Source organism: Xanthomonas sp. LMG 12459 (assembly GCF_009192905.1).
In the GTDB taxonomy this organism is placed as follows: Bacteria; Pseudomonadota; Gammaproteobacteria; order Xanthomonadales; family Xanthomonadaceae; genus Xanthomonas_A; species Xanthomonas_A sontii.
This window is the reverse complement of record NZ_NSGT01000025.1, coordinates 15,354-29,252: the sequence shown is the minus strand read 5'-3', so window position 1 is coordinate 29,252 and position 13,899 is coordinate 15,354. Positions and strand designations below refer to the sequence as shown.

The following is a 13,899-nucleotide window of genomic DNA, read 5'->3' as shown; positions in this document are numbered from 1 at the left end:
CCGGGAGAAGGTGGCGCGAAGCGCCGGATGAGGGTCGGGCGCAGCCTCGTGCAGCCAAGCCACGCGACGCTGTTACCGTACCTCGCCGGATGAGGGCCGGACACAGCACGTGCAGCCAAGCTACCCGATGCTGTCGCCGCACCCTCCGGACGCGGCCCCGCGCACTCAAGCCACACCAGGCGCCCGCGAACCCGGCCCGGCTCCACCAGGAGCCGAGGGCGTCGGAACGGCGCGGATTGTAACGGACCCCACGCGTAGCAGGGGTTACAATCCACGCCCTTTTTCCCTCAGCCGAGCCGCCACGATGAGCGATTGGTCCCTCGACCAAGCCCGCAAGACCTACTCGATCCCGCACTGGGCCGACGGGTACTTCGACGTGGACGCGGCCGGCCGGGTGGTGGTGCGGCCGCAGGGCGCCGACGGCGTGGCGATCGCGCTGCCGGAGGTGGTGGACGCCGCGCGCGCGGCCGGGGCCAAGCTGCCGATGCTGGTGCGCTTCCCGGACATCCTCGGCGAGCGCCTGGGCAAGCTGCAGGCCGCCTTCGCCCAGGCCCAGGCCGACTGGGACTACAGCGGCGGCTACACCGCCGTGTACCCGATCAAGGTCAACCAGCACCGCGGCGTGGCCGGCACCCTGGCCAGCCACCAGGGCGAGGGCTTCGGCCTGGAGGCGGGCAGCAAGCCGGAACTGATGGCGGTGCTGGCGCTGTCGCGGCCGGGCGGGCTGATCGTGTGCAACGGCTACAAGGACCGCGAGTACATCCGTCTGGCGCTGATCGGGCGCAAGCTCGGGCTGCAGACCTTCATCGTCATCGAGAAGCCGTCGGAGCTGAAGCTGGTGCTGGAGGAGGCGCGCGCGCTGGACGTGAAGCCGGGCCTGGGCGTGCGCATGCGCCTGGCCTCGCTGGGCGCGGGCAAGTGGCAGAACAGCGGTGGCGACAAGGCCAAGTTCGGGCTGTCGCCGCGGCAGGTGCTGGACCTGTGGAAGACCCTGCGCGACACCGAATACGTCGACGCGCTGAACCTGCTGCACTTCCACATGGGGTCGCAGATCTCCAACGTGCGCGACATCGCCAACGGCATGCGCGAGGCCACCCGCTATTTCGTCGAGCTGTCCAAGCTGGGCGCGAAGATCAGCCACGTCGACGTCGGCGGCGGCCTGGGCATCGACTACGAAGGCACCCGCTCGCGCAGCTACTGCTCGATCAACTACGGCCTGCACTCCTACGCCAGCAACATCGTGCAGCCGCTGGCCAGCGCCTGCGAGGAGCACGGCCTGGCGCCGCCGCGCATCGTCACCGAGTGCGGGCGTGCGATGACCGCGCACCACGCGGTGCTGATCGCCAACGTGTCCGAGGTGGAGCAGGCGCCGGAAGGCCGCGTGCCCGACGCGCACGACGACGAACCGGCGGCGATCCGCCACTTGCGCGAGATCCATGCCGAACTGGACCAGCGCCCGGCGGTGGAACTGTTCCAGGAGGCGCAGCATTTCCACGCCGAAGGCCTCAGCGGCTACGCCCTTGGCCAGATCGACCTGACCCATCGCGCGCGCATCGACGACCTGTTCTATGCCATCGCCCACGGCGTGCGCGCGCGGCTGAGCCATGAGGAAAAGAGCCACCGCCCGGTGCTGGACGAGCTCAACGAGCGTCTGGTCGACAAGTACTTCGTCAACTTCAGCGTGTTCGAATCGATTCCCGACGTGTGGGCGATCGATCAGGTGTTCCCGATCGTGCCGATCGAGCGCCTGAACGAGGCGCCGGCGCGGCGCGGCGTGGTCTGCGACATGACCTGCGATTCCGACGGCATGGTCAAGACCTACGTCGAGAACGAAAGCCTGGACAGCTCGCTGCCGTTGCACGCGCTGCGCCCGGGCGAGAGCTACCGCATCGGCTTCTTCCTGGTCGGCGCCTACCAGGAGATCCTCGGCGACATCCACAACCTGTTCGGCGACACCGACGCGGTGGAAGTGGCCGTGGATGGCGACGGCTACCGCATCGCCCAGCAGCGCCGCGGCGACACCACCGACGTGATGCTGGATTACGTCGGCTACCGCCTGGACGACCTGCGCGCCGCCTACGCCGAACGCGTCGCCGCCGCGCAGTTGCCGGCCGCGCAGGCCACGGAACTGGCCGACGCGCTCGAGGCCGGCCTGACCGGCTACACCTACCTGTCGGACGAACCGCTGGGCTGACAGTGGCGACCCACGCAAGCCCCTCTCCCCCCGGGAGAGGGGTTGGGGTGAGGGTACGCCCGTGCACGCAATCTTGGGGTTGGCCGCCTGGCGCCGCGGCTTGCATCTTCCAGGCGCGATCGCTTGGGCGTCGATAGACGGCTGCTGCCGCAACCGGCGATGCAACCAGTAAGCTGCGCGCTCCCCACCGCCACCGTCCCACGATGCGCTATCCCGGCCTCGACCTGCTGCGCGCCATCGCCATCGTCTGGGTGATGTTGTTCCACTCCTTCGTGGTCGATGGGCTGGGCCCGGATTGGGAGTGGCTGTCGCGCTATGGCTGGATGGGCGTGGATCTGTTCTTCGTGCTCAGCGGCTTTTTGATCGGCGGTCAGGTGCTGGCGCCGCTGGCCCGCGGCGAGCCGCTGCGCTACGGCGAGTTCTACCGGCGCCGCGCCTACCGCATCCTGCCGGCGTACGCGGTGGTGCTGGCGTTGTACCTGGCATGGCCCGGGTTCCGCGAAGCGCCCGGGATCGCGCCGTGGTGGCTGTTCGCCAGTTTCACCCTCAACCTGGGCATCGACTACGCCAACCAGCAGGCGTTCTCGCATGCGTGGTAGCTGTGCGTGGAAGAGCACTTCTACCTGGTGTTTCCGCTGCTGGCGGCGTGGCTGCTGCGGCGGCCATCGGCGCCGCGTTTCGTGGCGCTGTGCGTGGCCGTGGTGCTGGCCGGCATCGCCCTGCGCAGTGCGATCTGGCTGCACGACAGCGCGCTGGATCGCATCGGTGCCGGGCTGCAGCGCAACTGGTTCATCGAGGATCTCTACTACCCCACCTGGAACCGCCTGGACGGCCTGCTGGCGGGGGTGGCGCTGGCGGTGCTGAAGACCTTCCGGCCGCAGCACTGGCAGCGGCTGCAGCGTCACGCCAGCGTCGTGGCGCTTGCCGGCATCGTGGTCTGTGCGCTGGCGATGTGGCTGTTCCGCGACCGCACCGGCCTGCTCGGCAATGCCATCGGCTGGCCGGTGCTGTCGTTGGGACTGGCGCTGCTGGTCGGCGCCGGCGCCTCCACCCAGGGATGGCTGGGGCGCTGCCGGGTGCCGGGCGCGGCCTGGCTGGCCGCGGTGTCCTACAGCCTGTACCTGAGCCACAAGGCGGCGTTCCATCTGACCCAGGCGTGGTTCGGCGCGCTGCTGGACGGGCGTGGACCGCTCGCCTTCGCCGCCTATGCCGGCATGGCGCTGCTGTTCGCGGCTGTCCTGCACTACGCGGTGGAGCAGCCGTTCCTGCGCCTGCGCGAGCGGCGCAGCGCAGCGGCTGTCGCGACCGCGCATGGTTGAACGCACGGTTTCCAATCCGCGCGGCACGTCCCGGTGAAGAGCGATGGCAATCCCTCAAGACCGTGGCCAGCGGCGGCGCCACATGCTCGCCGGCGTCCTGATCGCCAGGAGGATGCCCTGCAAGGGTGGCAAGTAAGCGCGCGGGACGTCTCAGCCATCCCCGACCAGCGCTGCATGCGCCGCCTGCAGGCGCTGTTGCAGGATCTCCGCCAGCCGCGCCACCGCCGGCGGCGGCACGGCGGCCGCGCGATGCAGGCTCAGCCCTAGCGCCGGCAACGCGGGCAGGCCGCCGGCGCCAGGCGGGAGCAGGGCCAGTCCGGCCGGCACCCCGGCGGGGGTGCGCAGGGTGATGCCCAATCCGGCGCGGACCGCCGCCCATACGCCGCCCAGGCTGGCGCTGGTGAAGGCGATGCGCCATGGGATGCCGGCGCGGTCCAGGGCGGTGGTCGCGGCCGTGCGCAGCAGGCAAGGGGCTTCCAGCATCACCAATGGCAATGGCGCCGCGCCGCTCCAGTCGGCCACGTCCGGCGCGCTGCGGTCGCCTGCGGCGATCCAGCGCAGCGGCCACGCCGCTTGTGCCTGCCGATGCGCCGAGGCTGCGCCGGAGTCCCAGGCCAGGGCCAGATCCAGTTGCCCGGCCTCCACCCGCGCCAGCAGTTCCTGATGGCGGGCGATGCGCGCTTCGATCCGCACCTGCGGGTGGGCGCGGGCGAAACGCCCGAGCACGTCCGGCAGCATGTGCTCGCCGAAGTCCTCCTGCAGGCCCAGCCGCACCCAGCCTTGCAACGCCGTGTCCTGCAGGGCCACGACCGCCTCGTCGTTGAGCTCGAGCAGCCGCCGCGCGTAGCCCAACAAGGCTTCGCCGGCCTCGGTCAGGGCCAGGCCGCGGCCCTGGCGGCGCAGCACCGGCTGCCCGGCCTGCTCCTCCAGCTTCTTCAGCTGTGCGCTGATCGCCGAGGTGGAGCGCCCGCGGCGCTCGGCCGCCTTGGCGAAGCTGCCCAACTCCACGCCGGCGACGAAGCTGCGCAGCGCGTCGAGGTCGAAGGTGATGGGGCGCATCGGTCGATCCTGATTTTCCGGACGGTCGTTTCGATATTTTCCGATTTTTCGAAAGGTTGTGCGCGACTAGGCTGTGCCCGTTCCCCCCTGCGAGACCTTCCGATGTCCGACCCATCCACGCCGTTTCCTTCCCCGCAGGCCGCGTTCGGCGACATCGCGCCGGCCTTCGCCCGCCTCACCGACGAGGTGCTGTTCGCCGAGGTGTGGCAGCGCCCCGGGCTGTCGCCGCGCGAGCGCAGCCTGATCACGGTGGCGGCACTGGTGGCCCTGTCGCGACTGGAGCAGTTGCCGCTGCACCTGGCGCGCGCACTGGACAACGGTCTGGACCGCGACACCCTGGCCGAGGCCATCACCCACCTGGCGTTCTACGCCGGCTGGCCGTGTGCGGCGTCCGCGCTGCCGTTGCTGCGCACCGCTGCCGCGGCGCGGCCGGCCATGACGGGGCCGCGCTGATGCCGTACGCCCGCATTTCGCTGCTGCGCGGCCACGCGCCCGCCTACCTGCGCGCGCTGTCGGCCAGCCTTTACCAGGCCATGCACGACGCCTTCGAGGTGCCGGCCGGCGACTGCTTCCAGGTCATCCATCAGCACGACCCGGACGAACTGGTGTTCGACCGTCACTACTTGGGCGGGCCGCGCTCGGATGGCTTCGTGCTCATCGCCATCACCGCCGGCCGCGAACGCAGCGACGCCTGCAAGCAGGCGTTCTACCGGCGCCTGGTCGAATTGCTGGCGATCGCGCCGGGGATCGCCCCGGAGGACGTGATGGTCACCATCGTCACCACCGCGGCGCAGGACTGGTCGTTCGGCGGCGGCCGCGCCGGCATCACGGCCCGCGGAGTGCCGGCATGATCGCCATGCAATACAGCATCGCGTTGCCGGCGGACTACGACATGGCCGTCATCCGCCGCCGCATCGCCGACAAGGGGCCGTTGCTCGACACGCTGCCGGGGTTGCAGTTCAAGGCCTACCTGGTCGCCGATCGCAGCGATCCGCTGCTGCCCGGCCGGCAGAACCTGTATGCGCCGTTCTATCTGTGGCGCGATGCGGCGGCGATGCACGCGTTCCTCGCCGGCCCCGCGTTCGCCGCGCTGTGCGAGGCCTTCGGACGCCCGACCGTGCAGGCGTGGATGGTCGCCACGGCGTGGACGTCCGCGGCGCTGCGCTCGGCGCGCTACGCCACCCGCGCGCTTCCGGCGCCATCGCCTCCCTGCGGAAGCGACACCGACGACATGGAGGTGCCTGACGAACGCGTGCTGGCCACGGTGTGCGGCTACGAACCGCAGGGATGGACGCGGCTGCGTTTTCACCTGTGGCGCGATCTGCCGCCGGACGCCGCCGCCGCACACTGCTATGCCGTGCATCACCTCAGCGTGCCCGGCGTGACCGACGCCGCCCGGTGATCGGCGGCGTTGGATGCTCAGTACATGTTCTTCTTGTAGTCGGCCTGCAGTCCTTTGCGCACCACGCCGGGCACCGAGACCGCCGCGCGCATCAGCGTGGCCTGGGCGTCGCGCGCGCCGCTGAGCCGGACGTGGTCGCGGAAGATCGCCGGCGGGTCCAGGTCGTGTGCGATGGTGACGGGCGGCCAACGGTCGAAGCGACCGAGCGCGCAGCTGTGCGTCTCTTCGAGGAGCGACGGCAGCACCCGCACCGCCAGATGCGGAACGCGTCCATCGACGGCGAGCGCGTTGCGGATCGCCTCGTCGGTGCTGGGGCGGGCGAGCCCTTCGATGCACACGCAGCGTGCGCTGCCGGGGCGCAGTGCCAGCAGCGCGAGTTGCGGCCGCGCCAGCAGATTGCCCAGGCTGTCGACGCGGCGATTGCCCGGCCGGTCGGCGAACCACCACGCATCGCGGTGGGCTTGCAGCAAGGCCCCGGCGCGATCGCCGCGCGGACTGACATCGACGTGGCCCTCGGCATCGGCGGTGGCCAGGATCAGCAGTCGGCAACTGGCGAGCAATCCTTCCGGCGTCTCCGGCGGCGTGGCGTCGGCCCGTGCCTCCGCGTGCCACCAGTCGGCGCGCAGCAGGGCCTTGGCGCAGTGCAGATAGCATTCCTCGACGGCGACGAACACGCGCGTGCCGTCGTCGCCGGCGATGCGGCCATTGATCCGCAGGGTTTCGCCTAATCCGGGCACCAGGAACAGCGAACCGAATCCGGCGCCGACGTGCGCGTGGGCCGTGTCCAGTGCCTGCAGCGGGATCGACAGCAAATGCGGCGTATCGCCGCGCGCGAAGCCGGGTGCACCGCTGCCCGCACTCAATGCCAGGCGCTGGCCGGCGACGCCGGCGAACAGCAAGGGGCTGGCGGCCAGCCAGCGCAGCGCATGCGCGTCCAGGTGGTCGATCACCTTCATGTCGCGCGGACCGGGTAGGCGGCCCACGCAATCCTGCAGCTGCGCCGCATCGGTGACGAAGTCGGTCATGGCGATGTCTCCCGGAAGCGGAAGACGCCGTGGTCGAGCGAAGCGGGAGAGGTCATCGCAAAGCACTCCTGTGAACGAGCGGGAGGCTTGCGCGAAGGCTGGCGACGCCTGGAACCGTACCACAGCGCGGCGGACGCCGCGTCCGGCCACTTGCGGTCGTCCTTGGCCAGGCAGCACCGTGACAGGGCACCTTTCATCTCCCCGGGGAGGTGTCCCTTAGGAGCGGCTTCAGCCGCGACAGGGGCGTTCCCGGTGAAGCCCGTCGCGGCTGAAGCCGCGCCTGCGCAGCACGCTGTGGCGGATGCAGGTGATGCGAGGTGCCCTACAGCCGCAGTTCGAACCCGAGATAGGCCGAACGCCCGGGCGCTGGCGAGAACATCGCCTGATTGTTGCCACCCCAGAAGAAGCTGTCGTACCAGACGTAGGCGTAGCGAGCGTCGGTGAGGTTCTTGACCTGCAGGTCGAGGCTGGTGCGCGGACCGAGCTGATAGCGCACGCTGGCATCGACCACGCGGAAGCCGCCGTACTTGCCATGCGCATTGCGCTCGTCGATGTAGTAGTCGCCTTGCGCGCGCGCCTGCACGCCCAAGGTCCAGCGCGCATCGGGCCGGTAGTCGACGCCGGCGTTGCTGATGTAGCGCGGCACCGAGAACACCTCGCGGCCGCGCAGCGATTCGCCCGAGGCGTTGTAGGCGCTGACCACCTTGGCCTCCTGCAGCGCCTGCGACAGCCACAGCGTCCAGTGCTCGCCCAGTTGCGTGCTCAGTTGCAGGTCCACGCCCTGGCGCCGGGTCTGGCCCAGGCCCACGGTGGTGCCGGAGCTGACGTTGTTGGCCACCTCGTCGGTGGCGTCCTGGCGCCAGACCGCCACCCGCGCCTCGGTACCGGCGGCCGGCTGCAGTTTCAGGCCCAGTTCCTTGCCGGTGTTGATCGACGGCCGCACGCCGGGCTGGCCCGGCGTCAGGTAGGCCGGGGCGGTGGAACCGGTGAGGATCTGGAAGGTGCGGCCCCAGTTGGCATAGACGCTCAGCTGCGGGCTCAGCGCGTAGATCACGCTGAGCTTGGGCTGGTCGATCCAGCCGTAGCGCTGCAGCGGCGCGTGCACGCCGCCGGGCAGCGTGGTGTCGCCGGAAAAGTGGTCGACGCGGAACGCCGGCACGATCTTCAGCGCGTCGGTCGGCTGCAACACCGCCTGCAGGTACAGGCCGAGGTTGTCCAGCGTGTAACGGTCGTCGTTCTGCACGCGCGCCGGCGCGCTCCAGAAATCGGTCGGCACCGCGTAGGCATAGCGGTAGCGGCGATAGCGGTTGTTCTGGTGCTCGGCGTTGAGGCCGCCTTCCACGCTCAGCAGGTCGCTGGCCTGCCAGGTGACGGTGCTGAGCAGGCCGGTCTGGGTCTCGTCCCATTGCCGGCGTTGCCGCGGTGCGTTGCCGATCGGGTAGGGGGTGAAGGTGACGCGGCGTTCCTCGTCGTAGCGGTTGACGTACAGCGTGTTGCGCAGCTGCACACCGTCGCCGAGCTTGAAGTCGGCATGCACGCTGGCCTGACGCAGGGTGCGCTCGCCGCCGTCGTTGGCATTCTGTGGCGGCGACTGGTCGCGGTCGTCGTCCCATTGCGCGGCGGTGAGGAAGCCGGGCGCATCGGCCTTCAGATGGTAGGCGCGGGCGATCAGGCCGATGCGCGCGGTGTCGTCGTCCTCGCCGTAGAACCACTTGCCGCCGAGCGTGTACTTGCGCGCGCTGTCGTGCGCGCGCTCGCCCTGCGTGGCCTGGGCGCCGACGAAATAGTTCTGCGCCAGGCCGCCGGCCTCATGGCCGACGGCGTACTGCAGTGCGCGCGTGGCGAAGCTGCCGTAGCTCAGCCGCAGGTCCTGGTAGTCGCCGCCCTGGCGGGTGGCGATGTTGAGGTTGCCGCCGATGTTGTGCAGGCCGTAGCGCGGGTCGTTGGTGCCGCGCACGACTTCGATGTAGGCGATCTCCAGCGGGAAGATCATGTCGGTGAAGCGCTGGTTGCCGCTGTTGGCGTCGCTGGGCACGCCATCGATCAGGATCTTGATGCCGTTGAGGTAGCCCTCGCCGTTGAAGGCGCGGAAGGTGGCCTTGCCGGATTCGGCGCCCTGGCGGATCTCGGTGAGCTGCACGCCGGGCATCATGCCCAACAGCTCCCAGCCGTTCATGACCTGCTTGTCGCCGATCTGCTCGCTGCCGAGCACGTCGACCGAACTGAGGATGTTGCGGGTGGACAGCGAGGCGGCGGTCTCGCGCCGCGCCTCCACGGTACCCAGGGTGGTGGTGGTCTCGGAGGTGAGGGTCTGCGCGGCGGCATGGCCGGCGGCAAGCCCGGCCAGCACGGCCAGGGCAAGGGAGTCGATCTTCATGGGGTCTGCAAGCAAGTGGGGACAGCGGAGGGCTGGCGGCAACGGCGAGGTTGCGGGGCTTGCTTGTTCGGTACGCTGGGCGTACCTCGCTCCGTGAAGGCGATGTTATGCGATTTCGCGGGGAAAATCGCGCGGTTTTCTGCGCCACGCAGGCAACCGCGCCGTGGCGCCTGCGTGCCCCGGACGGCACCGGGCAGGCAGAGGCGCGGCCGCAGCGGACCGCGCCGACGTCGGCGATGGCTACAGGCGCAGTTCGAAGCCGAGATAGGCCGCGCGTCCGGGCGCCGGCGAGAACATCGGCTGGTCGTTGCCGCCCCAGAAGAAGTTGTCGTACCAGACGTAGGCGTAGCGGGCGTCGGTGAGATTCTTGACCTGCAGGTCGAGGCTGGTGCGCGGGCTGAGCTGGTAGCGCACGCTGGCATCGACCACGCGGAAGCCGCCGTACTTGCCCTGGGTATTGCGTTCGTCGATGTAGTAGTCGCCTTGCGCGCGCGCCTGCAGCCCCAGCTTCCAGCGTGCATCGGGCCGGTAGTCGACACCGGCGTTGCTGATGTAGCGCGGGGTGGAGAACACCTCGCGCCCGCGCAGCGACTCGCCGCTCGCGGTAAAGGCGCTGACCACCTTGGCTTCCTGGATCGCGTGCGACAGCCACAGCGTCCAGCGCTCGCCCAGTTGCGTGCTCAGTTGCAGGTCCACGCCCTGCCGGCGGGTCTGGCCGAGCCCGACCGTGGTGCCGGTGCTGGGCATGTTGGCCACTTCGTCGGTGGCATCCTGGCGCCAGACCGCCACGCGCGCCTCGGTGCCGGCGACCGGCTGCAGTTTCAGGCCCAGCTCCTTGCCGGTATTGATCGAGGGCCGGAACGTGCTCTGCCCGGGCGTCAGGTAGGCCGGGGCGGTCGAGCCGGTGAGGATCTGGAAGGTGCGGCCCCAGTTGGCGTACACGCTCAAGTGCGGGGTCAGCGCGTAGATCACGCTGAGCTTGGGCTGGTCGATCCAGCCGTAGCGCTGCAGCGGCGCATGCACGCCGCCGGGCAGCGCGGTCTCGCCGGAGAAGCGGTCGACGCGGAATGCGGGGACGATCTTCAGCGCATCGCTCGGTTGGATCACCGCCTGCAGGTACAGGCCGAGGTTATCCAGGCTGTAGCGGTCGTCGTTCTGCACGCGTGCCGGCGCACGGTCGAAATCGGTCGGCACGCTGTAGGCGTAGCGCGAGCGCCGGTAACGGTTGTCCTGGTGCTCGGCGTTGAAGCCGCCTTCCAAGCTCAGCAGATCGCTGGCCTGCCAGGTGACGGTGCTGAGCAACCCGGTCTGGGTTTCGTCCCATTGCCGACGCTGCCGTGGCGCGTTGCCCAGCGGGTAGCGGGTGAAGGTGATCCGGCGGTCGTCCTGGTAACGGTTGAGGTACAGCGTGTTGCGCAATTGCAAGCCGTCGCCGAGCTTGAAGTCGGCGTGCACGCTGGCCTGGCGCATGTCGCGGTCGTCGCCGTCGTTGGCGTTCTTCGGCGGCGACTGGTCACGGTCCTCGGCCAACTCGGTGGCGGTGAGGAAGCCCGATTCGTCGGCCTCGTGGTGGTAGGCGCGTGCGATCAGGCCGATGCGTGCGGCATCGTCGTCTTCGCCGTAGAACCATTTGCCGCCGAGCGTGTACTTGCGCGAGCTGTCGTGCTGGCGATAGCCATGCGCGGCCTGCGCGCCGACGAAATAGTTCTGCGCCAGGCCATCGGCCTCATGGCCGACGGCGTACTGCAGTTCGCGGGTGGCGAAACTGCCGTAGCTCAGCCGCAGGTCCTGGTAGTCGCCGCCCTGGCGGGTGGCGATGTTGAAGTTGCCGCCGATGTTGTGCAGGCCGTAGCGCGGATCGTTGGTGCCGCGCACCACCTCGATGTAGGCGATCTCCAGCGGGAAGATCATGTCGATGAAGCGTTGGTTGCCGCTGTTGACGTTGCTCGGCACGCCGTCGATCAGCACCTTGATGCCGTTGATGTAGCCCTCGCCGTTGAAAGCGCGGAAGGTGACCTTGCCGGACTCCGCACCCTGCCGGGTTTCGGTGAGCTGCATGCCGGGCATCTGCCCCAGCAACTCCCAGCTGTTCATGACCTGCTTGTCGGCGATCTGCTCGCTGCCGAGCACGTCGACCGAGCTGAGGATGTTGCGCGTGGACAGCGAGGCGGCGCTGTGGCGCCGCGCTTCCACGGTGCCGAGCGTGGTGGTGGTGTCGGGTGTCGTCTGCGCGGCGCCGTCGCCGGCCGCGAGCCCGGCCAGCACGGCGAGGGCATGGGTGTAGGTCTTCATGGTGGCTGCGGACAAGGGGAGTGGAGACTGGCGGCAGCGGCTGGGCTGCGGGCGAGCGGGTGGTGCGCGGTCCGACGTACGAACGCGGCTCCGATTTGGTGATGTTATATCATTTCGTTAAGAAGTTGTCGGAATCGCCAGCAGGCCGGCGCGACAAGCGTCCGTCCGAACGTGCGGCAGAGGGCCTTCGCCGCATGGGCGCGCGAGAGACGGGACGTGGCGGGGCCGCGCGGAGCGGCCCCGCGGCCGTTCAGGCCGGTTGCCGCGCGACCTGGAAGCCGGCGAAGGACTGCGTCACCGGCATGATTTCCAATCGATTGATGTTCAGATGCGGCGGCAGCGTCGCCACCCAGAAGATCTGTTCGGCGATGTCCTCGGCGGTCATCGGCTGCGCACCCTGGTAGAGCGTGTCCGAGGCCTTCTGGTCGCCATGGGTGCGGACCAGGGTGAACTCGGTCTCGGCCATGCCGGGTTCGATCGCGGTGACGCGCACGCCGGTGCCATGCAGATCCGAGCGCAGGCCCAGCGAGAACTGGCTGACGAAGGCCTTGGTGCCGCCGTAGGTGTTGCCGCCGGGATAGGGATACAGCGCGGCGACCGAACTGATGTTGATGATCGCGCCGCGGCGCTGGATCAGCGTCGGCAGCAGGCGATGGGTCAGCGTCACCAGCGCGGTGATGTTGGTGTCGATCATCGTGCGCCAGTCGTCCAGTTGCGCGGCCTGCGCCGGCGCGGTGCCCTGGGCCAGGCCAGCGTTGTTGACCAGCAGGTCGATGCCGCGGAACGCCTCGGGCAGCGCCGCCAGCATCGCGTCCAGCGCGTCGGTGTCGCGGATGTCGAAGGCGGCGATGTGCACGCGCTCGGCGCCGAAGGCGTCCAGCAGCGGCTGCAGGCGCTCGGCGCGGCGGCCGGTGGCGATCACGCGCCAGCCTGCATCGACGAAGCGGCGCACGGCGGCAGCGCCGAAACCGGAGGTGGCGCCGGTGATCAGGGCGGTCTGAGTCATTGGAGGGCCGGGAATGGGGAGTGGGGAATCGGGAATGGTAAAAGCAAAACCCGGTCGCGCGCGTCGACAGCGCGTGTGCCCGCGGGGGAAGTCGGCTTCGATGATTGAGACGGGCCAGCGCGGCGCGACAGCGCGTGGATCCGAAGCGTCTCCAAGCCTCGTCGCGCGGAACGGGACGTGCTCGCCTCCCCATTCCAGATTCCCCGGCTGCTAATTCTTTTGCGTAGTCGCCGGCAGCACGCTGCCGTGGAACTGCAACGTCATATCAAGCCAACGCGGCCCAATGTCAGCAGCGACAACCCATGCGCGCACGTACAGGTGAAAACGGCAAGAAAGCCGCTTCACCCATTCCCGAGTCCCGATTCCCCAATCCCGGCTCTACTGCGCCTTGATCGCGATCGCCGACAGCCCGCTGCCGTTCAACTTCTGCTTGGCCTCGGCCAGTTCGCTGGCGGTGCCGTACGGCCCCATGCGCACGCGATAGACGGTCTTGCCGCTGATCTGCGCCGATTCCACGCGCGCCGACAGGCCCAGCATCGCCAGCTTGGCCTTGGTCGACTCGGCATCGCCGGAGGCGCCGAACGAGCCGGCCTGCAGGATGTAGCGCGCGTTGTCGGGCGCGGCCGCCGCCGCGGCAGTCGCCGGTGCGGTGGTCGCGGCCGGCGTTGCCGTGGTGGCTGCCGGTTTGGCGGCGGCGGGGGCGCTGGCGGCCGCGCTCGGCGTCTCCGGCAGCGGGGTCGGGTTGGCCGCCGTCGCGGTCGGTGCGGTGGCGACCGCGGCCGGAGTGGTGCCGGTGGCGGCCGTGCCTGCAGCGGCCTGCGCCTTGGCCTGGCGAATGGCCTCGGCGCGCGCGCTGGCGGCCAGTTCGGCGTCGGACATCTGCACTTCCTTGCCGGGCAGCAGGGTGTAGAAGTCGTACTGGGTCTGCGCGTCCTTCTTCGCTTCCGGCTTGGTGCTGCCGGCCGCGTTGGCGGCGGGCTTGGGTAGATCCGGGGCCGCATCGACGTCGGCATCGGCCACCGGCGCCGGTTGCGCATCCGGATTGGCGCGCGGGCCGCCCACGCGCAGGAAGTCGCCGTCCTTCTTGAACAGCCCTGGCGCGCCGAGGAACACCACCGCGGCGATCGCCGCGCCGGCGATCAGCCACACCCACCCGGGCGTGCCGTTGCCGCTGTTGCGCCGGGCCTGGGTCTTACCGCGTCGTGCTGCCATTTACCGCTTCTCC

General features: G+C 69.8%; 10 protein-coding genes and 1 pseudogene. 5 read left to right on the top strand and 6 right to left on the bottom strand.

Annotated features, from left to right (window positions below; genetic code table 11):
• The first annotated feature begins 304 nt into the window (after nucleotides 1-304).
• On the top strand, nucleotides 305-2,194 hold the full coding sequence (gene speA / locus CEK65_RS06750; RefSeq protein WP_152181192.1) for an arginine decarboxylase: 1,890 nt from the start codon (nucleotides 305-307) through the stop codon (nucleotides 2,192-2,194).
• Nucleotides 2,195-2,397: 203 nt separating this feature from the next.
• Nucleotides 2,398-3,513: pseudogene (locus CEK65_RS06745) on the top strand (acyltransferase).
• 150 nt (nucleotides 3,514-3,663) lie between these two features.
• On the opposite strand, the gene CEK65_RS06740 reads toward CEK65_RS06745, so the two are convergent.
• The gene (locus tag CEK65_RS06740) at nucleotides 3,664-4,572 is read right to left on the bottom strand and encodes a LysR substrate-binding domain-containing protein (RefSeq protein WP_152181191.1); all 909 of its coding nucleotides are present in this window, start codon (nucleotides 4,570-4,572) and stop codon (nucleotides 3,664-3,666) included.
• A gap of 102 nt (nucleotides 4,573-4,674) precedes the next feature.
• Here CEK65_RS06740 and CEK65_RS06735 point away from each other — a divergent pair, with 102 nt between their 5' ends.
• From CEK65_RS06735 to CEK65_RS06725, 3 genes are read left to right on the top strand one after another with little or no spacing between them, the layout of a single operon-like run.
• Complete coding sequence (locus CEK65_RS06735; protein ID WP_152181190.1) at nucleotides 4,675-5,025, top strand: carboxymuconolactone decarboxylase family protein; 351 nt, start codon at nucleotides 4,675-4,677, stop codon at nucleotides 5,023-5,025.
• Nucleotides 5,025-5,423, top strand: a complete 399-nt coding sequence (locus CEK65_RS06730; protein WP_017912219.1) for a tautomerase family protein — start codon at nucleotides 5,025-5,027, stop codon at nucleotides 5,421-5,423. Before CEK65_RS06735 ends, CEK65_RS06730 begins: the two co-directional genes overlap by 1 nt.
• On the top strand, nucleotides 5,420-5,974 hold the full coding sequence (locus CEK65_RS06725) for a DUF4865 family protein (RefSeq protein ID WP_152181189.1): 555 nt from the start codon (nucleotides 5,420-5,422) through the stop codon (nucleotides 5,972-5,974). Before CEK65_RS06730 ends, CEK65_RS06725 begins: the two co-directional genes overlap by 4 nt.
• Before the next feature lie 17 nt (nucleotides 5,975-5,991).
• On the opposite strand, the gene CEK65_RS06720 is transcribed toward CEK65_RS06725, so the two are convergent.
• The 5 genes from CEK65_RS06720 to CEK65_RS06700 all read right to left on the bottom strand — a co-directional run bounded on the left by CEK65_RS06720 (nucleotide 5,992) and on the right by CEK65_RS06700 (nucleotide 13,886).
• Complete coding sequence (locus tag CEK65_RS06720; protein ID WP_226980492.1) at nucleotides 5,992-7,149, bottom strand: pyridoxamine 5'-phosphate oxidase family protein; 1,158 nt, start codon at nucleotides 7,147-7,149, stop codon at nucleotides 5,992-5,994.
• Between the two features lie 172 nt (nucleotides 7,150-7,321).
• Entirely contained in the window at nucleotides 7,322-9,376 is a 2,055-nt protein-coding gene (locus tag CEK65_RS06715) for a TonB-dependent receptor (protein WP_152181187.1), read from the bottom strand.
• 240 nt (nucleotides 9,377-9,616) lie between these two features.
• Complete coding sequence (locus CEK65_RS06710) at nucleotides 9,617-11,668, bottom strand: TonB-dependent receptor (RefSeq protein WP_152181186.1); 2,052 nt, start codon at nucleotides 11,666-11,668, stop codon at nucleotides 9,617-9,619.
• A gap of 250 nt (nucleotides 11,669-11,918) precedes the next feature.
• Complete coding sequence (locus CEK65_RS06705) at nucleotides 11,919-12,674, bottom strand: SDR family NAD(P)-dependent oxidoreductase (protein ID WP_017917008.1); 756 nt, start codon at nucleotides 12,672-12,674, stop codon at nucleotides 11,919-11,921.
• A gap of 378 nt (nucleotides 12,675-13,052) precedes the next feature.
• Nucleotides 13,053-13,886, bottom strand: coding sequence for an SPOR domain-containing protein (locus CEK65_RS06700; RefSeq protein ID WP_152181185.1), 834 nt, complete (start codon nucleotides 13,884-13,886; stop codon nucleotides 13,053-13,055).
• Nucleotides 13,887-13,899 lie beyond the last annotated feature (13 nt).